Source organism: Micromonospora palomenae (assembly GCF_007829925.1).
GTDB lineage: Bacteria > Actinomycetota > Actinomycetes > Mycobacteriales > Micromonosporaceae > Micromonospora > Micromonospora purpureochromogenes.
In genome coordinates this window covers 1,924,913-1,946,370 of record NZ_VIXA01000002.1, presented here as the reverse complement: position 1 = coordinate 1,946,370, position 21,458 = coordinate 1,924,913, and the positions used below count along the sequence as shown (strand labels likewise).

Genomic DNA, 21,458 nt, shown 5'->3' with positions numbered 1-21,458 from the left:
TCAGCTCTTCTCCTTCTTCGCGCCGTACCGGCTGCGCGCCTGCTTGCGGTTGCGGACACCCTGGGTGTCCAGCGAACCGCGGACGATCTTGTAACGCACGCCGGGGAGGTCCTTCACCCGGCCGCCGCGGACGAGCACGATCGAGTGCTCCTGCAGGTTGTGACCGACGCCCGGAATGTAGGCGGTCACCTCGATCTGGCTGCTGAGCTTGACACGAGCGACCTTGCGGAGCGCCGAGTTCGGCTTCTTGGGGGTGGTGGTGTACACGCGGGTGCACACACCGCGCCGCTGAGGGCTGCCCTTCAGCGCCGGGGTCTTGGTCTTGGTCGTCTTGGCCTGGCGGCCCTTTCGGACCAGCTGCTGGATGGTGGGCACCGGGTTTCTCCGCTCCCTTCGGCCGCTCACGCGGCCGCGCCGTCTGCTCGTTAGCCGACCTGATGGACGGCTCTCCTACATTCCGACCAGGGCCACCTCGCGGAGGTCCCGGCACCCGCGGTCGGGCGTGTCGCCCAGATCACGGTCCCGGTGCCGTCGCTCGCGCTCCGCACCGGGTTCTGTTCGCCGGCACGCGGTGGACCGTGCGCCGGGTCTTGGACTGTGTCGTGCGGCCGCTCGATCACCGGATGAACCGGGACCCGCGCACGCACGAGTTGCCCGGGCGGGCCCGGGCACAAGGGGAAAGAGTACCTACCACAGCCTCGCAGGTCAAAACGGAATGGTCCGGCGGATCTCAAACCCCGCCGGTCGCCCGCCCCGTGGCGCCTGCTCGCCCGTGCTGGGCACCTACAGCTCCAAGTGTACCGGCTGCCCGCGGAAGCGGCCCGTCGGCCCCGCCGCGACCGCCGTCACCCGAACTGCAGCAGCAACGCCAGCCCCAGGCCGGCCAGGCAGAGCAGCAGACCCGTCGCCCCGCAGCTGATCCCCGCCGTGGCCAGCCCCCGCCCGGTGAACCGGACCGCCGGCGGCGCCGCCGCCCGCCCGATCTGCCGCCGGGCCAGCAGACCGGCCACGATCGCGGCCGCCCCGGCCAGCACGCCCGGCACGGTGAACGCGCCGGCCGCCCAGGCCCCGCCGTACCGCGCCGCCACGACACCGAAGCAGACCACCAGCACCGACACCAGGATCGACACCACCCCGGCCACCAGCGAGCCCACCGCCGGACCGGAGGTCACCGCCGGCACGTCGAGGTGGACCACCCCGAAAGGGGTACCCGGTACCGGATCGACCCGCTTGGGCGGTTTGGGCGCCTCCCGCGGCGGCGGGGGCAACCACCCCGGACCGGGCGGCGGCCACCCGCCGCCCGGCGCTCCACCGAGGTACGCCCCCGCCGGAGACGGCCCCGGGTACGGCTGGCCCGGCTGCCCCGGCGACAGCTGCCCCGGGTGACCGCCGGACACCTGGCCCGGCTGCGCCGGCGAGAACTGCCCCGGGTGACCGCCGAAGGGCTGACCCGGCGACAACTGCCCGGGGTACGTCGGCGCCGGCGGCGACGCGTACCCGATGGGGGTGGCCTCCGGCGGCGTGCCGGTGCCCGGGGTCGACGGGTCGCCCGTGGCGGCCCCCTGCGCCGACCAGGGCGACACCTCGGGCACGGCGGTCGCGGGCGGGGCCGCACCGGCGGAACCGGGCGCGCCCGTCTCCGGGGGCCCGGCGGGCTGGCCGCCCGGGTCGGCTCCCGACGGCGGCGCCGGTTCCGTCACGTGGTCCTCCTGTCGACAAGCCAGATCCCTCGCCGCGCGACGGACACCGGCCAGGCTACCGTCGGCGCGCACCGCCCCGCAGGGCCCGTACGAGCACCGGCGCTCAGTCCACGTTCGGGGCGTAGTCCTGCCCGAACGGAGCGTCGGCCAGCCGGACCACGCCGATCACCACCAGCGTCACCACGGCCACCGCGACCAGCACCAGACCCGCCCAGGCCAGCCGCTCCCCCTGCCGCAGCCAGGCCGCGCCGGTGAGGTACCCGCCGGAGGCGTACGCCTCCCGCCGGGCCTGCCGGGCGAGCTGGAGCGCCACCGTCGCGGGCACCACCCCGCCGACGAACAGCCCGGTCAGCGCCCCGATCAAGCCCAGCGCGAAGACGGCGCGGGCCTTCGTCGCGGGCGCCGGGTCGGGGTCAAGCGGGTGGCGTGGCGGCTGGTGCGCCACGGGCAGCTGCCCGGGAGCGGTCGTCATAGCCCCATCATGCCCGCCGGCGCACGCCGAGACCGGCCACCTCGGCCCCGAAGGCCGGCCCACCCCGGAACACGACGAGGCCCCCGGCGCTCACGCCGGGGGCCTCGTCGGTCACTGCTTAGCGGTACGACCCGAAGTCGAAGTCGTCCAGCGGCACAGCCTGCCCGCTGGCCGGCCCGAAACCGTAGTCGGTCTCCGGGTAGCCGGTCATCGAGTAGACCTTGGCCTTCGCCTCCTCGGTCGGCTCGACCCGGACGTTGCGGTACTTGCTGATGCCCGTACCGGCCGGGATGAGCTTACCGATGATCACGTTCTCCTTGAGGCCGACGAGCGAGTCGCTGCGCGAGTTGATCGCCGCGTCGGTCAGCACCCGGGTGGTCTCCTGGAAGGAGGCCGCCGAGAGCCAGGAGTCGGTGGCCAGCGAGGCCTTGGTGATACCCATCAGCACCGGGCGACCGGCGGCGGGCTCGCCACCCTCGCCGACGAGCCGGCGGTTCTCCGACTCGAACAGCGCCCGGTCGACCAGCACGCCCGGCAGGAACTCGGTCGAGCCGGAGTCGATGACCGTCACCCGCTTGAGCATCTGGCGGATGATGATCTCGATGTGCTTGTCGTGGATGAGCACACCCTGCGAGCGGTAGACCTCCTGGACCTCCTGGGTCAGGTGGACCTGGACCGCGCGCGGGCCGAGGATGCGGAGCAGCTCGTGCGGGTCGATGGTGCCCTCGGTGAGCTTCTCGCCGACCTCGACGTGGTCCCCGTCGTGGGTCCGCAGCTTGACCCGCTTGGAGATCTTGTCGTAGACGATCTCGTCGCTGCCGTCGTCCGGCACCACGATGATCTTCCGGGACCGCTCGCCGTCCTCGATCCGGACCCGGCCCGGGGTGTCGGCGATGGGCGCCTTGCCCTTCGGGATCCGAGCCTCGAAGATCTCCTGGACACGGGGCAGACCCTGGGTGATGTCCTCACCCGCGACACCACCGGTGTGGAAGGTACGCATCGTCAGCTGCGTACCCGGCTCACCGATCGACTGGGCGGCGATGATGCCGACCGCCTCGCCGATGTCGACCGACTTGCCGGTCGGCAGCGAACGGCCGTAGCAGGCCGCGCAGACGCCCAGCTTCGACTCGCAGGTGAGCACGCTGCGCACCCGGACCGTCTCCACCCCGGCGCCGACGATCTTGTCGACCAGGATCGAGTTGAGGTCCTGACCGCGCTGCGCCACCACGGTGCCGTCCGGCCCCTTGATGTCGTCGGCCAGGGTCCGGGCGTGCACGCTGGTCTCGGCGTGCGTGTGCACGACCAGCTTGCTGTCCAGCCGCTCGCCGATCTGCATCGGGATCGCCCGGTCGGTGCCGCAGTCCTCCTCGCGGATGATCACGTCCTGCGAGACGTCCACCAGACGACGGGTCAGGTAACCCGAGTCGGCGGTCCGCAGGGCGGTGTCGGCGAGACCCTTACGGGCACCGTGCGTGGAGATGAAGTACTCCAGCACGGACAGACCCTCCCGGTAGCTGGCCTTGATCGGCCGCGGGATGATCTCGCCCTTCGGGTTGGCCACCAGACCACGGATCGCCGCGATCTGCCGGAGCTGGAGCAGGTTACCGCGGGCACCCGAGTTGATCATCTTCCACAGCGGGTTCTCCTGCGGCAGCGCGGTGTCCATCTCCTTGGCGACCTCGTTGGTCGCCTTGGTCCAGATCTCGATGAGCTCGCCGCGACGCTCCTCGGCGGTCATCAGACCACGCTGGTACTGCTTGTCGATCTGGTCGGCGTCCTTCTCGTACCGCGCCAGGATCTCCCGCTTGCGCGGCGGCGCGATGACGTCCTCCATGCCGATGGTGACGCCGGACCAGGTGGCCCAGTGGAAACCGGCCTCCTTGAGCCCGTCCAGGGTGGCCGCGAGAGCCACCTTCGGGAAGCGCTCGGCGAGGTCGTTGACGATCGCGGAGAGCTGGCCCTTGCGGATCTCGTAGTTCACGAAGCGGTAGCCCTGCGGCAGCGTCTCGTTGAACAGGACCCGGCCCAGCGTGGTCTCCACGGTCAGCGGCTCGCCCTCGGCCCAGCCCTCGGGCGCGACCCACGGCTCGGCGCCGGCGCCGTTGTCGACACCGACCACGCCGCGCAGCCGGATCTTGACCGGGGTCTGCAGGTGCAGCTCGCCGTTGTCGAACGCCATCCGCGCCTCGGCGTCCGAGCTGAACGCCCGGCCCTCGCCCTTGCCACCCGGGGTGAGGTGGGTGAGGTGGTAGAGACCGATGACCATGTCCTGGGTGGGCATGGTGACCGGCTTGCCGTCGGCCGGCTTGAGGATGTTGTTCGACGACAGCATCAGGATCCGCGCCTCGGCCTGGGCCTCGGCGGACAGCGGCACGTGCACCGCCATCTGGTCACCGTCGAAGTCCGCGTTGAACGCGGTGCAGACGAGCGGGTGGATCTGGATGGCCTTGCCCTCGACCAGCTGCGGCTCGAAGGCCTGGATGCCCAGGCGGTGCAGGGTCGGCGCGCGGTTCAGCAGCACCGGGTGCTCGCCGATGACCTCTTCCAGCACGTCCCACACGACCGGCCGCTGCCGCTCGACCATCCGCTTGGCGGACTTGATGTTCTGCGCGTGGTTGAGGTCCACCAGCCGCTTCATCACGAACGGCTTGAACAGCTCCAGCGCCATCTGCTTGGGCAGGCCGCACTGGTGCAGCTTCAGCTTCGGGCCGACCACGATGACCGAACGGCCGGAGTAGTCGACGCGCTTGCCGAGCAGGTTCTGGCGGAACCGGCCCTGCTTGCCCTTGAGCATGTCCGACAGCGACTTGAGCGGGCGGTTACCCGGACCGGTGACCGGCCGGCCGCGACGGCCGTTGTCGAACAGCGCGTCGACGGCCTCCTGGAGCATCCGCTTCTCGTTGTTGACGATGATCTCGGGCGCGCCGAGGTCGATCAGCCGCTTGAGGCGGTTGTTCCGGTTGATCACGCGGCGGTACAGGTCGTTCAGGTCGGAGGTCGCGAAGCGGCCACCGTCGAGCTGCACCATCGGGCGCAGGTCCGGCGGGATGACCGGGACGCAGTCCAGCACCATGCCGAGCGGCGAGTTGCGGGTGTTCAGGAACGCCGCGACGACCTTGAGCCGCTTGAGCGCCCGGATCTTCCGCTGGCCCTTGCCGGAGCGGATGGTCTCGCGCAGGCTCTCGGCCTCGGCGTCGAGGTCCATGTTCTGGACCAGCGCCTTGATGGCCTCGGCACCCATGCCGCCGGTGAAGTACTCGCCGAACCGGTCGCGCAGCTCGCGGTAGAGCAGCTCGTCGGTGACCAGCTGCTTCGGCTCCAGCTTGCGGAAGGTGTCCAGCACCTCGTCGAGGCGGTCGATCTCGCGCTGGGCCCGGTCGCGGATCTGGCGCATCTCGCGCTCTCCGCCCTCCTTGACCTTGCGCCGGACGTCCGCCTTGGCACCCTCGGCCTCCAGCTCGGCCAGGTCGGCCTCGAGCTTGGCGGCCCGCTTCTCGATCTCCGAGTCGCGGCTGTTCTCGGACTGCCGCTTCTCGGCCAGGATCTCGTTCTCGATGGTCGAGAGGTCACGGTGACGCGACTCGGCGTCCACGCTCGTCACGACGTACGAGGCGAAGTAGATGATCTTCTCGAGGTCCTTGGGGGCGAGGTCCAGCAGGTAGCCCAGCCGGCTCGGCACGCCCTTGAAGTACCAGATGTGGGTCACCGGAGCGGCGAGCTCGATGTGCCCCATCCGCTCACGACGGACCTTGGAACGGGTCACCTCGACGCCGCAGCGCTCGCAGATGATGCCCTTGAAGCGGACCCGCTTGTACTTACCGCAGTAGCACTCCCAGTCCCGCTGCGGACCGAAGATCTTCTCGCAGAAGAGCCCGTCCTTTTCCGGCTTCAGGGTGCGGTAGTTGATCGTCTCAGGCTTCTTGACCTCACCGTGCGACCACTGACGGATGTCGTCGGCGGTGGCGAGGCCGATGCGCAGCTCGTCGAAGAAGTTGACGTCGAGCACTATGTCCCCTATGTCGTCGTCTGTACTGCTAGCTAGTGGGTGGGGTCGGGAGCCGGCGAGCCGGCTCCCGACCGCTCACCTCAGACCTCTTCGACCGAGCTCGGCTCGCGCCGGGACAGGTCGATGCCCAGCTCCTCCGCGGCCCGGAACACCTCGTCGTCGGTCTCGCGCATCTCCAGGGCCACGCCGTCGCTGGAGAGCACCTCGACGTTGAGGCACAGCGACTGCAGCTCCTTGAGCAGCACCTTGAACGACTCCGGGATGCCCGGCTCGGGGATGTTCTCGCCCTTGACGATCGCCTCGTAGACCTTGACCCGGCCCAGAACGTCGTCGGACTTGATGGTCAGCAGCTCCTGCAGGGCGTAGGCGGCGCCGTACGCCTGCATGGCCCAGCACTCCATCTCACCGAAGCGCTGGCCACCGAACTGCGCCTTACCACCCAGCGGCTGCTGCGTGATCATCGAGTACGGGCCGGTCGACCGGGCGTGGATCTTGTCGTCGACCAGGTGGTTGAGCTTCAGGATGTAGATGTAGCCGACCGCGATCGGGTCCGGCAGCGGCTCGCCGGATCGACCGTCGAACAGCTGCGCCTTGCCGGAGGACCCGATCAGCTGCTTGCCGTCCCGGTTGGGCAGGGTCGACGCGAGCAGACCGGAGATCTCCTCCTCACGGGCACCGTCGAAGACCGGGGTGGCCACGTTGGTGTCCCCCTCGGACTCGTGCGCCTCGATCGAGCGGAGCTGGCGCTTCCAATCGGCGTCGTCGCCCTCGACCTTCCAACCGGTTTTGGCCACCCAGCCGAGGTGGGTCTCCAGCACCTGACCGATGTTCATCCGGCTCGGCACACCCAGCGGGTTGAGCACGATGTCGACCGGGGTGCCGTCCTCCAGGAACGGCATGTCCTCGACCGGCAGGATCTTGGAGATGACGCCCTTGTTGCCGTGCCGGCCGGCGAGCTTGTCGCCGTCCTGGATCTTGCGCTTCTGGGCGACGTAGACCCGGACCAGCTCGTTGACACCCGGCGGCAGCTCGTCGCCGTCCTCGCGGGAGAAGGTACGCACGCCGATGACCGTGCCGGTCTCGCCGTGCGGCACCTTCAGCGAGGTGTCCCGGACCTCGCGCGCCTTCTCACCGAAGATCGCGCGGAGCAGCCGCTCCTCCGGGGTCAGCTCGGTCTCGCCCTTGGGCGTGACCTTGCCGACCAGGATGTCGCCGGGGACGACCTCGGCGCCGATCCGGATGATGCCGCGCTCGTCGAGGTCCGCGAGCATTTCCTCGCTGACGTTCGGGATGTCGCGGGTGATCTCCTCCGGGCCGAGCTTGGTGTCCCGGGCGTCGACCTCGTGCTCCTCGATGTGGATCGAGGTGAGCACGTCCTGCTGCACGAGGCGCTGCGACAGGATGATCGCGTCCTCGTAGTTGTGGCCCTCCCAGCACATGAACGCCACCAGCAGGTTGCGCCCGAGCGCCATCTCGCCCTCGTCGGTGCACGGACCGTCGGCGATGACCTGGCCGGCCTCGACGCGGTCGCCCTCGAAGACGACCGGCTTCTGGTTGACGCAGGAGCCGGCGTTGGAGCGGCGGAACTTGTGCAGCAGGTACGTCCGGCGGTGGCCGTCGTCCTGGTGGATGGTGATGTAGTCGGCGCAGAGGTCCTCGATCACACCACCGACCTCGGCGACGACGACGTCACCGGCGTCGACGGCGGCCCGGTACTCCATGCCCGTGCCGACCAGCGGCGCCTCGGCCTTGACCAGCGGCACCGCCTGGCGCTGCATGTTCGCGCCCATCAGGGCCCGGTTGGCGTCGTCGTGCTCGAGGAACGGGATCATCGCGGTCGCGACCGAGGTCATCTGCCGCGGCGAGACGTCCATGTAGTCGACGGCGCTGGGAACCACGTCCTCGGTCTCGCCGCCCTTACGGCGGCACAGGACCCGGTCCTCGGCGAAGGTGCCGTCGGCCTTGAGCGGCGCGTTGGCCTGCGCCTTGACGTACCGGTCCTCCTCGTCCGCGGTCAGGTAGTCGATCTGGTCGGTGACCCGACCCTCGACGACCTTCCGGTACGGCGTCTCGATGAAGCCGAACGGGTTGACCCGGGCGAAGGTGGAGAGCGCGCCGATCAGGCCGATGTTCGGGCCTTCCGGCGTCTCGATCGGGCACATCCGGCCGTAGTGCGACGGGTGCACGTCACGGACCTCGAAGCCGGCCCGCTCCCGGGACAGACCACCCGGGCCGAGCGCGCTCAGCCGGCGCCGGTGGGTCAGGCCCGCCAGCGGGTTGGTCTGGTCCATGAACTGGGACAGCTGCGACGTACCGAAGAACTCCTTGATCGCCGCCACCACCGGGCGGATGTTGATCAGGGTCTGCGGCGTGATCGCCTCGACGTCCTGCGTGGTCATCCGCTCGCGGACGACCCGCTCCATCCGGGACAGGCCGACCCGGACCTGGTTCTGGATCAGCTCGCCGACCGTGCGCAGGCGCCGGTTGCCGAAGTGGTCGATGTCGTCGGCCTCGTAGCCGTCCTCACCGGCGTGCAGCCGGCAGAGGTACTCCACGGTGGCGACGATGTCGTCCTCGGTGAGCGTGCCCGTGGTGATCGGGACGTCCAGCTCGAGCTTCTTGTTGAACTTGTAACGACCGACCTTGGCGACGTCGTACCGCTTCGGGTTGAAGAAGAGGTTGTCGAGCAGGGTCTGGGCGTTCTCACGGGTCGGCGGCTCGCCAGGGCGGAGCTTCCGGTAGATGTCGAGCAGCGCCTCGTCCTGGCCGGCGATGTGGTCCTTCTCGAGCGTGGTCATCATCAGCTCGGACCAGCCGAACCGCTCACGGATCTGCTCGGCCGACCATCCGATGGCCTTGAGCAGGACCGTGACGGCCTGCCGACGCTTGCGGTCGATGCGGACGCCGACCGTGTCGCGCTTGTCGATGTCGAACTCCAGCCAGGCACCCCGGCTCGGGATGACCTTGACGCTGGAGAGGTCGCGGTCGGAGGTCTTGTCCGGCTGCTTGTCGAAGTAGACGCCCGGGGACCGGACGAGCTGGCTGACCACGACGCGCTCGGTGCCGTTGATGATGAAGGTGCCCTTCGGCGTCATCATCGGGAAGTCACCCATGAACACCGTCTGGCTCTTGATCTCGCCAGTGGTGTTGTTGGTGAACTCCGCGGTCACGAACAGCGGCGCGCAGTAGGTCAGGTCCTTCTCCTTGCACTCCTCGATCGAGGCCTTGACCTCGTCGAAGCGCGGAGCCGAGAAGGAGAGCGACATGGTGCCGGAGAAGTCCTCAATGGGACTGATCTCTTCGAGGATCTCCGCGAGACCCGATCGTGCGTGCGGGTCGTCCGCCGACCGGCCCTGCCAAGCCTCGTTGCCGACGAGCCAGTCGAAGGACTCGTTCTGAATGGCGAGGAGGTTGGGGACCTCGAGGTGTTCGGTGATCCTGCCGAAAGAAACTCGGCGGGGAGCGAAAGCGCTCGACGTACGACTGGTCTTCGCAGGGCGGGAAGCTGCCAAGATGCGTCCTTCCGAGGACCGGTGCTGCAGAACGGCTGGTACGCGTGCACTCCAATGACCCCACCAGAAATATCCGTAAACGGACATTTCCGAGCAGGGGTCAAGTCGGAAGGCAGCGCAAACTAGCAGTGTAGCCGAGAGGCTAACCGCTGTCCAGCCCACCCCGCAGGTCGTCGCGGAACGTGCCTCGGGACCCCGGAAAACCGGGTCTGCCGGGCCGCTCGGAACGCGGCGTTCCTGCGGGCCGCTCGGGTGTCGCGGCGGGTGGTGCTGCCGTTGCCATTACCCAAGTGGTGGCCGTCGCAAGCGCGGAAGGTCTTGCTGGTGTCAGCGTGCCTGGCAGTCCGGTGCCGCGTCAAGGGCCGGTGTCGGGTCGCCGCCCTCTTTCCGTTCCGGGACCACCGCCGGGCACCGCCGTGGTCCCGTACGCCGGGTGCCGGACGTCCTGCTCACACCGCTGCCACCGGTGGTCACCAACCACAGCGGGCGGTGATCCGTTCCCGGATCACCGCCCGCCGCGATGCGGTGTGCCCCGGCTCACGTGAGCCGGACGCGCGCCTGGTCGTACCTCAATTACTTGAGGGTGACCTTGGCGCCCTCGCCCTCGAGCTTGGTCTTGGCCTTCTCGGCGGTCTCCTTGTTGACCTTCTCAAGGATGGCCTTCGGCGCGGCCTCGACCACGTCCTTGGCCTCCTTGAGGCCCAGGCCGGTCAGCTCACGCACGACCTTGATGACCTGGATCTTCTTGCCACCGTCGCTCTCGAGGACGACGTCGAACTCGTCCTTCTCCGGCTCGGCCTCGGCCGGGGCGGCAGCGCCACCGGCAGCGGCGACCGCGACCGGAGCGGCGGCGGTGACCTCGAAGGTCTCCTCGAACTGCTTCACGAACTCGGAGAGCTCGATCAGCGTCATCTCCTTGAACGCGTCGAGCAGCTCGTCGGTGCTGAGCTTCGCCATGTCTGGCGTCCTTTCCTGAATCTGTTAGGTAAGAACTGGGTGCGCCGGGAGGCCTCAGGCCGCCTCGGCGCCCTCCTTCTCGCGCTTGTCCTGCAGGGCGGCCGCCAGACGGGCGGTCTTGGAGAGCGGAGCCTGGAACAGGGCCGCGGCCTTGCTCAGGTTGCCCTTCATCGCGCCGGCCAGCTTGGCCAGCAGCACCTCACGGGACTCCAGGTCGGCGAGCTTCGTGACCTCGGCCGCGGAAATGGCCTTGCCCTCGAAGACACCGCCCTTGATGACGAGCTTCGGGTTGGCCTTCGCGAAGTCGCGAAGCCCCTTCGCCGCCTCGACGACGTCGCCCGAAACGAAAGTCAGCGCGGTAGGACCGGTGAACAGCTCGTCGAGGCCGGAGATGCCCGCCTCGGTCGCGGCACGCTTGGCCAGCGTGTTCTTCGCGACCGTGTAGGTGGTCTCCTTGCCGAGCGAGCGCCGCAGCTGGGTGAGCTGGGAAACCGTCAGACCACGGTACTCGGTCAGCACCGCAGCGCCCGCGTTACGGAAGCTCTCGGTCAGCTCAGCGACGGCCGTGGCCTTGTCGGCCCGGATCGGCTTGTCCGCCATGTCCCTCCTCTCTCGTTGCTCGAGGCTGGTCGCCGTCGGCAGGCCGGGAGGCCTGGGACGGCGGCGGAGGATCACGACAACGAGAAAAGCCCCGGCGCAGGGCGCACGGGGCGAGGGCCGGCACGATCACCATGGTCGGCGGACCACGGGAAGAGCCGAGTTTCGCTTGCCGCCCTGCGCGGGTCGCCCGTCATCGCGGGACCTTCGACCGTGCCGGAGCACGGTGACCAGCGGTCTCTGGGTGGAACTTCGTCACCAGGTTACGGCACGCGACGGTGCGCACCAAATCGCCCCCCACGTGCGCCCGGTCACTCCGGCGCGGCACCTTCCGCCAGCGGGCCGGCCCGCTCAGGGGCGGACCCGGCGCCGCCAGACGTAGCCGGCCAGGGCCACCGCCGCCCAGGCCAGCGCGCCGGCGGTGAGCAGCAGCGCCGTCGAGCCGGCCAGCGGGCCGGTCACCGCCCGGGCGGTCGCCATCACCGGCGGCGCCAGCCAGGGCGCCACCGAGCTGCTCAGGCCGAGGACCAGGGCGCCGACCGCGCCCAGGGCCAGCACCGCCACTCCGTAGCCCGCGCTGCCGGTGACCGCCCGGCTGGCCAGGGCGCCGAGTGCCACCGCCGCCGGCAGGGCCAGCAGGTGGGCCCAGAGCCCGAGGGTGAGACCCACCGGCAACGACCGGTCCCCCGGCCCCACCGGGCCGGTCACCCCGCCGACCAGCCACGGGAAGATCATCGCAACGGCCACGGTGCCGAGCGCGGCCACCGTCGCCGCCAGCAGGCCGGCCGCGCGCTCCCGGGCCGGGCCGACCACGACCAGGGCCAACCGGCGCTGCACGTCCGGCTCCACGTCCAGCAGGATCCTGGTCTGCCAGGCCAGCACCGGGAAGAGCACCACCGCGGAGACGCCGTACGCCTCCGCCGGCTGGGCCCGGCCGCCGCCGTACAGGACGCCGAGGGCGAGCAGGCCGGCCAGCAGCGGCGCCAGCGCCCGCCCGGTACGCAGGAAGCCGGCGAGCCGCAGCCGCACCAGCGCGCTCACCGGGACACCTCCCGCGCCGAACCGTCCGCTCCGACGCCCTCTCCCGCCGCCGGCTCGGGTGACCCGGCGTCCGGCGGGGCGGCGTCGGGGCGTACCCGCAGGACGTGGTGGCCCTCGGCGCGCAACCGGGCGACGGCGCCGGCCACCCGCGCGGCCGGCACGGCGACCTCGACCACGGCCATCGGCTCCGCCCCGGCGGACGTCTCCTCGGTCACCACGCCGTCCGCGACGGTCCAGCGGCGGGTGCCCGGCAGCCGGACGGTCTCCCCCCGGTGGTCGCTGACCAGCACCGACCCGCCGGCCGCCAGCACCTCGTCGACCAGGGCGGGGACCAGCTCGCGGGCGGCGGAGTCCAGGCCCTCCCAGGGCTCGTCGAGCACCAGCAGGCCGGGCCGGCGGAGCATCGCCTGGGCCAGTCCGACCTTCTGCGCGGTGCCCTTGGACAGCTCGGGCAGCTTCACGCCCCGGAACCGGGTCAGGCCCAGCCGCTCGGTCCACCGGTCGGCCTCCCGCGCCGCCCCGGACCGGGACAGCCCGGCGACCCGACCCATCGCGGTGAGGTAGGCCGCCACGGTGAAGGGCTGGTCGGCGGGGAACCGCTCCGGCACCCAGCCCACGTGGCGGGGCCGGTCGACGACCCGGCCCCGGCCCGGCCGGAGCACCCCGGCCGCGAGCTGGAGCAGGGTGGACTTGCCCACCCCGTTGCGGCCGAGCACGACCGCCACCTCACCGGGCTCGATCCGGGCCTGCGCCGCCCGCAGCACCCACGGGCCGCGCCGGTGGTACCGGAGCCAGACGTCCTCCAGCAGCATGCCGCGAGCCTGCCACAGCCGGACGAACGGCAGGGGCCCCGCCACGAGTCGTGGCGGGGCCCCTGCGCGGGAGTCGTGCTCAGCCCTCGGCCGGGGCCTCGTGCAGGTTCTTCACCAGCTTCGGGTCGACCGGAACGCCCGGGCCCATGGTGGTGGTGAGGACGACCTTCTTGAGGTACGTGCCCTTGGCCGCCGACGGCTTGGCGCGGAGCACCTCGTCGAGGACGGCGGCGTAGTTGTCCACCAGCTGGGTCTCGGAGAACGAGGCCTTGCCGATGATCAGGTGCAGGTTGGAGTGCTTGTCCACCCGGAAGGTGATCTTGCCGCCCTTGATGTCCTGAACGGCCTTGGTGACGTCCATGGTCACCGTGCCCGTCTTCGGGTTCGGCATCAGGCCGCGCGGGCCCAGGATCCGCGCGATCCGGCCGATCTTGGCCATCTGGTCGGGGGTGGCGATCGCGGCGTCGAAGTCCAGCCAGCCGCCCTGGATCCGGGCGACGAGCTCGTCCGTGCCCACCTCGTCGGCACCGGCGGCGGCGGCCTCCTCGGCCTTCGCGCCGGCAGCGAACACGATCACGCGGGCGGTCTTACCGGTGCCGTGCGGCAGGTTGACCGTGCCGCGGACCATCTGGTCCGCCTTGCGGGGGTCGACGCCGAGGCGCATGGCGACCTCGACCGTGGCGTCGAACTTGACGTTGGTGGTCTCCTTGGCCAGCTTCACGGCCTCGGCGGGGGTGTAGAGCTTCGACCGGTCGATGACGTCGGCGGCCTTGCGGTAGCTCTTGCTGCGCTGCATTTCTGGTTACTCCTGTGGTCTCTGGCGGGCCGCGGTCATCGCGCGCCCTCCCACGAACTGATCGGGTGAGTGCTCAGGCGACGTCAGTCGCTGACGATGATGCCCATCGACCGGGCGGTGCCGGCGATGATCTTCGCAGCCTGGTCGATGTCGTTGGCGTTGAGGTCGACCATCTTCTTCTCGGCGATCTCACGCACCTGGGCCTGCGACACGGAGCCGACCTTGTCCTTCTGCGGGACGCCGGAGCCCTTCTCCACGCCGGCGGCCTTGAGCAGCAGCCGGGCGGCGGGCGGGGTCTTCAGGACGAAGGTGAAGGACCGGTCCTCGTACACGCTGATCTCGGCGGGGACGATGTCGCCCCGCTGGGACTCGGTCTGCGCGTTGTAGGACTTGCAGAACTCCATGATGTTCACGCCGTGCTGACCGAGCGCGGGGCCCACCGGCGGCGCCGGCGTGGCCTGGCCCGCCTTCAGCTGAAGCGTGAACGTCTTGACGAGCTTCTTCTTCGGAGGCATGTCACTTCCTGGGGCTTGGAACTGGGAAAGGTGCCGGGCCGCGGGCGCGCACGGTCAGCGCGATGCGACAGCGACGACGTTCTAGGGTAGCGCAGCGTTGCACCGCCCCGTCCGTCGAGGTCCGTCGAGGTCCAACGGAGGGGCGGAAACGGGTACGCCGACGGCGGGCGAGTGCCCACCGCCGGCGACCCGGACGTCAGATCTTGGCGACCTGGTTGAAGTTCAGCTCGACCGGAGTCTCCCGGCCGAAGATCGACACCAGCACCTTGAGCTTCTGCTGGTCGGCGTTGATCTCACTGATCGTCGCCGGCAGCGAGGCGAACGCGCCGTCGGTGACGGTGACCGAGTCGCCGACCTCGAAGTCGAGGACCTTGACCTCGGGCTTGGCCTTCTTCTGCTCGGTCTCGACCGCCGGCGCCAGCCACTTCAGCACCTCGTCGAGGCTCAGCGGCGCCGGCCGGTCGGCCCGGTCGGTGGCACCGACGAAGCCGGTGACCCCCGGCGTGTTGCGCACGCAGGAGTACGACTCGGCGGTCAGCTCCATCCGGACCAGGATGTAGCCCGGGAAGACCTTGGCCTGGACCTGCGACCGCTTCCCGTTCTTGACCTCGACCTCTTCCCGGGTCGGCACCTCGACCTGGTAGATGAAGTCCTCCATGTCGAGGGAGGTGATCCGGGTCTCGAGGTTGGTCTTGACCTTGTTCTCGTAGCCGGCGTACGAGTGCACCACGTACCAGTCGCCCGGGGCGTACCGCAGCTTCTGGCGCAGCTCGGCGACCGGGTCGTACTCCTCGTCCGGGGCCGGCTCGGTGGTCGGGAATTCCGGCTCGCTGGCGGCCTCGACCGACTCGTCACTCGCCGCCGTCGCCACCGCGGACTGGTCGTCCGTGGTCTCGGCGGTCTCGTCGTACTCAGGCACGCTCGCTCACTTCCGTCACTATCGGCTCAGTCGGCCGGTCAGCTGGGGTTGCCGAAGACCCACAGCACGCCCTTCGCGAAGGCGTAGTCGAGAAGGCCGACGATCGTCAGCACCACCGCGACGAACGTCACCACCACGGCCGTGTAGGTCAGCAGCTCCTTGCGGGTCGGCCAGATGACCTTACGCAGTTCGGCGACCACCTCGCGGAAGAAACGCGCGATGCGGGCGAACAGCCCGATCCGGTCGGTGTCGGTGCGGGTCTTCGGCTTGCTGTCGGCCGAACCGGCACGGGCCCGCGAACGGGTCGCGGTGCCGCCCCGGGAGACCGGCTCGTCCGCGCCGGCGGCGTCGTCGTCGGCGGCCACGTCGTCGACGAGCTCGTCGCGCTCGTCGCGCAGACCCTCGTCGCCGGCGTCCTCGCCGCGCCGCTTGCTCTCGGCCACTTCGCCCTCCGTCGCGGGATGTCGGTCGTACGCCTCATGGGCGTACGCGGCGTTTGGTCACGCCGGCCGGACCAGCCGTCCCGCGACGGGCCGCGGCCGGCGGACCGGACGAAGGGGCCCGATGCCTCGGAACCACCCCGCCGATGCCACCACCACGGGCCGGACGCCGCCAGTCGGCGGCGCGACCCACGGGAACGGTCAGGCCTGAGGCGCAGGGGTGACAGGACTTGAACCTGCAGCCTGCGGTTTTGGAGACCGCTGCTCTGCCAATTGAGCTACACCCCTGTGCGGCGATGCTCGCCCCGCTCGACCACGAGGGCCGGGCAGGGGTCACTTGCCCCACGGCGGACCAGTGTACGGGTAGTGCCCCGACTTTCCCAACCGGTACCGCCCATCACCTGTCCAGCCCCGGTCAGCGGGTGGTCCGGACGAGCGCCCGGGCCTGCGAGAGGACCTTCTCCCCCAGGCAGGTGGCGGTCACGTCGAGCCTGGTCAGGCCCTCCTCGGTGACCTCCTTCACCACCGCGTTGACCTCGATCTCGGTGCCCTGGTCGTCATCCGGGACCACCACCGGCCGGGTGAACCGGACGCCGAAGTCGACCACCGCGTCGGGTGCCCCCGCCCAGGTGGTGACGGCCCGACCGACCAGCGCCATGGTGAACATGCCGTGCGCGATCACCCCGGGCAGGCCCACCTTGGTGGCGGTCCGGTCGCTCCAGTGGATCGGGTTGAAGTCGCCGGAGGCGCCCGCGTAACGGACCAGGTCCGCCCGGGTGATCCGGAACGTCTGAGTCGGCAGCTCCATCTCAGGCCTCCCCGCGTACGACGAGCTTGGACCAGACCGCGACCACCGGCTCGCCGGCGACGGTGCTCACGTCGGTGCGGGTGGTCAGGAAGCCGTGCCCGCCCCGGTTGGTGACCTCCTCGATGACGTTCACGCAGACCAGCTCGTCCCCGGCCACCACCGGACGGGTGTACGCGAAGCGCTGGTCGCCGTGCACCACCCGGCTGTAGTCGACGCCCAGCGCCGGGTCCTCGACGATCTGGCGGTTCGCGGCCATGGTGATCACGAAGGGGAAGGTCGGCGGGGCGACCACGTCCGGGTGGCCCAGCGCCCGGGCCGCCTCGGGATCGTGGTGGGCCGGGTCGGTGGCGCCGATGGCGGCGGCGAACTCGCGGATCTTTTCTCGGCCCACCTGATAGGGGGCGGTCGGCGGATACGTCCGGCCGACGAAGGACGGGTCCAGGGACATGCCGCCGAACCTACACGCAAAGCACGAACGCCGATCCGTACGGGAGGGGCGGCGAAAATGCCGCGCCATCCGTGCGGATCGGCGTCCGGGAACTGCTCAGGGACCGGGCCGGCGATGCCGGCCGCAGGTCAGCGGGTCTCGCGGTGGACCGTGTGCTTGCCGTCCCGGGGGCAGAACTTCTTCAGCTCGATGCGGTCCGGGTCGTTACGACGGTTCTTGCGCGTGATGTAGTTGCGCTCCTTGCACTCCACACACGCCAAAGTGATCTTCGGCCGGACATCGGTCGCCTTCGCCACGGCGGAGTGCCTTCCTCGCTGGGGTATCAACTACGACGCATCAGCCTACGCGGTCGATGCGCGGACATGCAAAGTGGGCGCCCTGTGGCGCCCGTCCCACCGGCCGCCGGGAACCAAGCCCGGAGGACGAGAGTAGCGGTGGCCGGACTTGAACCGGCGACACAGCGATTATGAGCCGCTTGCTCTGCCATCTGAGCTACACCGCCGCAGGCGGGTCCAGCCGGACCCTCTGAGCCCCCTTACGGAATCGAACCGTAGACCTTCTCCTTACCATGGAGACGCTCTGCCGACTGAGCTAAGGGGGCCTGCCCGATCACCCCGGAGGGCGTCGCGCAGGGGTAACAGTACATGACCCCGCCGCCGAGGTGAAATCGGATCCCCCTCCCCCGCGTTTCCACAGATCAGGGCACAACCCGCAGCCTCGGCGACTCACCCGCGGAGATCGTCTCCGGGTCCACCTGGGCGCCGAACCAGGCCTCCAGGCGCTCGTACGGCAGCGGGCGGCTGAACAGGAAGCCCTGGCCGATCTCGCAGCCGATGTCCTGGAGCAGCTCCAAGGTCAGCTCGCTCTCCACGCCCTCGGCCACCACGGCGAGACCGAACTGCTGGGAGAGCGTGACCACGGCGTTGACGATCGCCAGGTCGCCCGGATCCGTCGCCATGCCCTGCACGAACGAGCGGTCGACCTTGACCTCGTGCACCGGCAGCCGGCGCAGGTGGGCCAGCGACGAGTCACCGGTGCCGAAGTCGTCCACCGAGAGCCGCACGCCCAGGTCCCGCAGCCGACGCAGGGTCGGAATCGGCCGGTCGGTGCCGTCCAGCACCCCGGACTCGCGGATCTCGAGAGTGAGCCGCTGCGGCGGGACGCCGTACTCGGTCAGCAGCTCGCCCACCCGGTCGGGGAAGTGCTGGTCGGTGAGCGTACGCGCGGCGAGGTTGACCGCGACGGCGAGCGGCTGGCCGGTGTGGCTCCAGTCCCGGCTGCGCCGCAGCCCCTCCCGCAGCACCACCTCGGTGAGCCGGCCCAGCTGGCCGGTGTGCTCGGCCACCGCGACGAAGTCCTCCGGACTGACCGTGCCGTGCGTCGGGTGCTCCCACCGGGCCAGGCACTCGACCCCGACCAACCGTCGGTCACGCAGCGTCACCTTCGGCTGGAAGTAGACCTCCAGCGCGCCCTCGTCCAGCGCCCGGCGCAGATCGCCGGCGAGGCCGAGCCGGCGCAGCGACCGCGACTCCAACGCCGGGTTGAAGAGCTGCACGCTGCCCGGGACCGACTTGGCCGCCGTCGCGGCCAGGTCCACCCGTTGCAGCAGCGACGCGGCGTCGCTGCCATGGTCCGGGTGTACGGCCACCCCGACCGCCGTGTCGACGTCGAGGGTGAGGGCGTCGAAGACCATCTCGTCGCGGATCTGCTCGCGCAGCTGGGCGGCCAGCTCCAGCGCCGCCTCGGCGTTCTCCAGCCGGAGGGTGACCAGGAACTCGTCGCCGCCGGCGCGGCCCACCAGGGCCGAGGAGGGCGCGCAGGCGCGCAGCCGCTCGGCCACCTCGACCAGGACCTTGTCGCCCGCGGCGTGACCGAGGGACTCGTTGACCTGGCGCAGTCCGTCCACATCGAAGAGCAGCACCGCCACCACTTCGCCAGGTGCGCGGATCTTGACCGCCTCGTCGAGCGCGCCGGTGATCCGGCGGCGGTTGGGCAGCTTGGTGAGCGCGTCGTGGTACGCGTCGTGGCGCAGCCGGTCGACCAGGCGGGAGTTCTCCAGGGCGACCGCGGCGTGCGCCGCGACGGTCTCGAAGATGGGGATGTCACTGTCGGTGAAGTGGCCGACGTCGCTGAGCCGGTTGGCCACTTCCAGGGTGCCGATGACGGCCTGCCCGGAACGCAGTGGTACGGCGATGACGTCCTTGACGCCGGTGGTGCGCAGCGACGCCCGCAGCTCCTCGTCCCCGCCCAGTCGTACGCCGAGCGCCAGGCTCCGCTGCTGCCGTCGGGTCTCCTCCCGGATCACCTCGGGAGTGGGCGCCACGTCGAGCAGACCCGAGTCGTCCACCCGGGCGGTCAACATGACCTCCGGATGCCGCCCCTGGGCGGGCAGCCAGAGGGTCGCGTACTCGGCCTGCATCAGCGCCCGGATCCGGCCGAGCAGGACGTCCACCAGGTTGCCGCTCTGCCCCTCCGCGGTCATCGCCTTGGTCAGGTCGTACATCCCGCCGAGCGTCCGGTGCTGCCGGAAGAACTGGGCGTACGAGCGGTAGACCAGGGCGACGGCGGCCGCCAGCGCGGCGATGAGGACCGCCGACCACCAGGTGGTGTCCAGCACGATGAGTACGACCAGACCGACCACCACGTTGACCGCGGAGGTCGGCAGCGTCGACGGCGCGTTCCGTAGCACCTTGGCACCGGCCTGCCAGCCGTGCATGACCGTGATGACCCCTGCCACGCCGAACAGGGTGGCCAGCGTGAACGTGCTGACCGAGGCGAAAAGGATGCCCCAGGTGCCCGGCCCCACCCCACGGATCGGCGGGAGAGCCAGCAGCACCAGCGCGGCGAAGGACGCCGCAGCGGAGGCGTTGGCCACGTTGAACGCGAGCTTGGCGACCCCGAACCGGTAACGGAGATGGGTGAGCAGGGTGGCCAGCGTGTACGCCAGCACCACCATCAGTGGCGGCAGGAAATAGAAGGCCAGGACCAGCGGGATCTCGGTGAGCCGCACCCCGAAGGACTGCCTGCCGATCACGAAGTTGAGCATCGGCAGGCCCGCCACCACCATGACGGTGAGCAGAACCGCGGCAATGCTCCATGACCCGAGCGGCGGCGACGTGACCAGGCCGATCGCGGTGGAGAAGACGATGGCCACGATGGCCAGCGGTCCGGTGACCAACCAGGCGTGTTCGGCGGGCCGCCGAGGGGACGATGCCCCCGCCGATGACGACCGACGGTCGGCCATAACTCTCCTCATCGGTCATCGTGCCGAGGACCGTGGACTGATGGGCGTCAGGTCGCCATCGACAAGCCTGTGCCCAGACCTGGGCGGGCGCCGACGGAACTACGGAGCCGGCGGGGCCGTCCAGACATAGTCAAAGGTCCGGATCTGAACCGGCCCGTTGCCGATCAGCCCAGCGCCGACACCAGCGGCGAGGGCGACGAGCATGAGCATCACGCCGACCCGCCGGGCCAGCCTTCGACCAGACATTCGCGTGCTCCTGTCGGCAGGGTTGTCGGAGGTGAAGATTCCACGATCGTGCCACAAGCGGGTCGACCCGCAAAGCGGACGGACGGCCCATCGGAGTGGGCCGTACCGGCCGGTTCGGACGGTCGACGACAAGTCACCAGACGGGGCGACCTGCGGGCGTGAGCAGCGCACAGATGACGCGTCTTCCGTCTTTAGCCGCGATTCCCATCGTCCCCCGGCGAGTGGGACCTTTGCCCCGAGAGCCGGCCAGTCAGAAGATCCGGTCAGAAGCGACGGAGGCGGCGGTACTGCCCGGACCGGCCTCAGCCCTCCCTGGGAGGTCGCGGCCTCCGGCCGCCGCAGCCCGGCGGGTGGAGCCGGGCGAGGAATCGGTCGACCGGCGCTCCGCCGACCGCCGACACATCCACGACCGTCAGAATGCTCTACCCGACGCAGAAGCGCCAGCCCTTAGCCGACAGTAAGCGACGTGAATACGCTCACCCGTCGGCGGCGGCGGACCGGACGAGGGCCACCAACCCGCTTCTCCGCAGGTCAGGCCCCTCGGGCCCGCTGCAGGCCAGCCGCCTCGGGCCAATCACTCCGCTGGGTGCCGGGGCGGGCGATGCAGGGCCGGCACCCGGAAAGCGGGGCGCCGGCTGCTCACCCGCCGACCACGAGCTGGACCGTCACCAGGTCTCCGACCTTGAGCCGTTCGGCCGCTCGGACGCCCGCCTTCACCGGCACCACGTACCGCCCGTCCTTGGGGAACAGCGACGTCGTCCACCGGGTCCGCCCGATCCGGGCCGTGACCGGCACCATGCCCCAGCCGTAGCTCACGGACGCGGCGGTCGCGTTCAACTCCAGGCATTCCTCGTCCGGAACGGTGACGAAGTGCCAGGGCGCCGGGCCCTTCCAGAACCACACCTCGCCGCTGAACTCCAGCTCCATCGGGCCAGGATAGGAGCG

The 21,458-nt window shown here is 70.3% G+C and carries 18 protein-coding genes and 3 tRNA genes; all 21 read right to left on the bottom strand.

Annotated elements, in window-relative coordinates; translation table 11 throughout:
* Window positions 1–375, bottom strand: coding sequence for a 30S ribosomal protein S12 (rpsL, locus tag FHX75_RS20190; RefSeq protein WP_007465318.1), 375 nt, complete (start codon window positions 373–375; stop codon window positions 1–3).
* A 470-nt stretch (window positions 376–845) separates the two neighbouring features.
* Window positions 846–1,268, bottom strand: coding sequence for a hypothetical protein (locus FHX75_RS20185; RefSeq protein ID WP_154942062.1), 423 nt, complete (start codon window positions 1,266–1,268; stop codon window positions 846–848).
* 535 nt (window positions 1,269–1,803) lie between these two features.
* Window positions 1,804–2,172 (bottom strand): hypothetical protein, encoded by a 369-nt coding sequence (locus FHX75_RS20180; RefSeq protein WP_154941815.1) that lies wholly within the window; start codon window positions 2,170–2,172, stop codon window positions 1,804–1,806.
* Window positions 2,173–2,290: 118 nt separating this feature from the next.
* Window positions 2,291–6,178, bottom strand: coding sequence for a DNA-directed RNA polymerase subunit beta' (locus tag FHX75_RS20175; RefSeq protein ID WP_154941814.1), 3,888 nt, complete (start codon window positions 6,176–6,178; stop codon window positions 2,291–2,293).
* Window positions 6,179–6,258: 80 nt separating this feature from the next.
* The gene (rpoB, locus tag FHX75_RS20170; protein ID WP_154941813.1) at window positions 6,259–9,690 is read right to left on the bottom strand and encodes a DNA-directed RNA polymerase subunit beta; all 3,432 of its coding nucleotides are present in this window, start codon (window positions 9,688–9,690) and stop codon (window positions 6,259–6,261) included.
* 573 nt (window positions 9,691–10,263) lie between these two features.
* Window positions 10,264–10,647: a 50S ribosomal protein L7/L12 gene (gene rplL / locus FHX75_RS20165; RefSeq protein ID WP_154941812.1), complete on the bottom strand. Its 384-nt coding sequence runs from the start codon at window positions 10,645–10,647 to the stop codon at window positions 10,264–10,266.
* 54 nt (window positions 10,648–10,701) lie between these two features.
* Window positions 10,702–11,247, bottom strand: a complete 546-nt coding sequence (rplJ, locus tag FHX75_RS20160) for a 50S ribosomal protein L10 (RefSeq protein ID WP_120729737.1) — start codon at window positions 11,245–11,247, stop codon at window positions 10,702–10,704.
* 348 nt (window positions 11,248–11,595) lie between these two features.
* The gene (locus tag FHX75_RS20155) at window positions 11,596–12,285 is read right to left on the bottom strand and encodes a hypothetical protein (RefSeq protein WP_154941811.1); all 690 of its coding nucleotides are present in this window, start codon (window positions 12,283–12,285) and stop codon (window positions 11,596–11,598) included.
* Window positions 12,282–13,097, bottom strand: a complete 816-nt coding sequence (locus tag FHX75_RS20150; protein ID WP_154941810.1) for an ATP-binding cassette domain-containing protein — start codon at window positions 13,095–13,097, stop codon at window positions 12,282–12,284. Before FHX75_RS20150 ends, FHX75_RS20155 begins: the two co-directional genes overlap by 4 nt.
* Before the next feature lie 79 nt (window positions 13,098–13,176).
* The gene (gene rplA / locus FHX75_RS20145) at window positions 13,177–13,893 is read right to left on the bottom strand and encodes a 50S ribosomal protein L1 (RefSeq protein ID WP_154941809.1); all 717 of its coding nucleotides are present in this window, start codon (window positions 13,891–13,893) and stop codon (window positions 13,177–13,179) included.
* Window positions 13,894–13,976: 83 nt separating this feature from the next.
* On the bottom strand, window positions 13,977–14,408 hold the full coding sequence (rplK, locus tag FHX75_RS20140) for a 50S ribosomal protein L11 (RefSeq protein ID WP_088960243.1): 432 nt from the start codon (window positions 14,406–14,408) through the stop codon (window positions 13,977–13,979).
* A 196-nt stretch (window positions 14,409–14,604) separates the two neighbouring features.
* Window positions 14,605–15,327 carry a transcription termination/antitermination protein NusG gene (gene nusG, locus FHX75_RS20135; protein ID WP_154941808.1) on the bottom strand — a complete coding sequence of 241 codons (723 nt, stop codon included), beginning with the start codon at window positions 15,325–15,327 and terminating at the stop codon, window positions 14,605–14,607.
* 38 nt (window positions 15,328–15,365) lie between these two features.
* Window positions 15,366–15,770, bottom strand: coding sequence for a preprotein translocase subunit SecE (secE, locus tag FHX75_RS20130; RefSeq protein WP_154941807.1), 405 nt, complete (start codon window positions 15,768–15,770; stop codon window positions 15,366–15,368).
* Between the two features lie 212 nt (window positions 15,771–15,982).
* Window positions 15,983–16,055, bottom strand: a tRNA-Trp gene (locus tag FHX75_RS20125).
* 127 nt (window positions 16,056–16,182) lie between these two features.
* Complete coding sequence (locus FHX75_RS20120; protein WP_154941806.1) at window positions 16,183–16,575, bottom strand: MaoC family dehydratase; 393 nt, start codon at window positions 16,573–16,575, stop codon at window positions 16,183–16,185.
* A gap of 1 nt (window position 16,576) precedes the next feature.
* Complete coding sequence (locus FHX75_RS20115; protein ID WP_154941805.1) at window positions 16,577–17,023, bottom strand: MaoC family dehydratase N-terminal domain-containing protein; 447 nt, start codon at window positions 17,021–17,023, stop codon at window positions 16,577–16,579.
* 128 nt (window positions 17,024–17,151) lie between these two features.
* Entirely contained in the window at window positions 17,152–17,319 is a 168-nt protein-coding gene (gene rpmG, locus FHX75_RS20110) for a 50S ribosomal protein L33 (protein WP_013288652.1), read from the bottom strand.
* Between the two features lie 133 nt (window positions 17,320–17,452).
* Window positions 17,453–17,525: transfer RNA gene (locus FHX75_RS20105), tRNA-Met, on the bottom strand.
* 26 nt (window positions 17,526–17,551) lie between these two features.
* Window positions 17,552–17,624: transfer RNA gene (locus FHX75_RS20100), tRNA-Thr, on the bottom strand.
* 96 nt (window positions 17,625–17,720) lie between these two features.
* Entirely contained in the window at window positions 17,721–20,267 is a 2,547-nt protein-coding gene (locus FHX75_RS20095) for a putative bifunctional diguanylate cyclase/phosphodiesterase (RefSeq protein WP_154941804.1), read from the bottom strand.
* Window positions 20,268–21,152: 885 nt separating this feature from the next.
* Complete coding sequence (locus FHX75_RS20090; RefSeq protein ID WP_154941803.1) at window positions 21,153–21,440, bottom strand: DUF1905 domain-containing protein; 288 nt, start codon at window positions 21,438–21,440, stop codon at window positions 21,153–21,155.
* Between the last annotated feature and the right edge of the window lie 18 nt (window positions 21,441–21,458).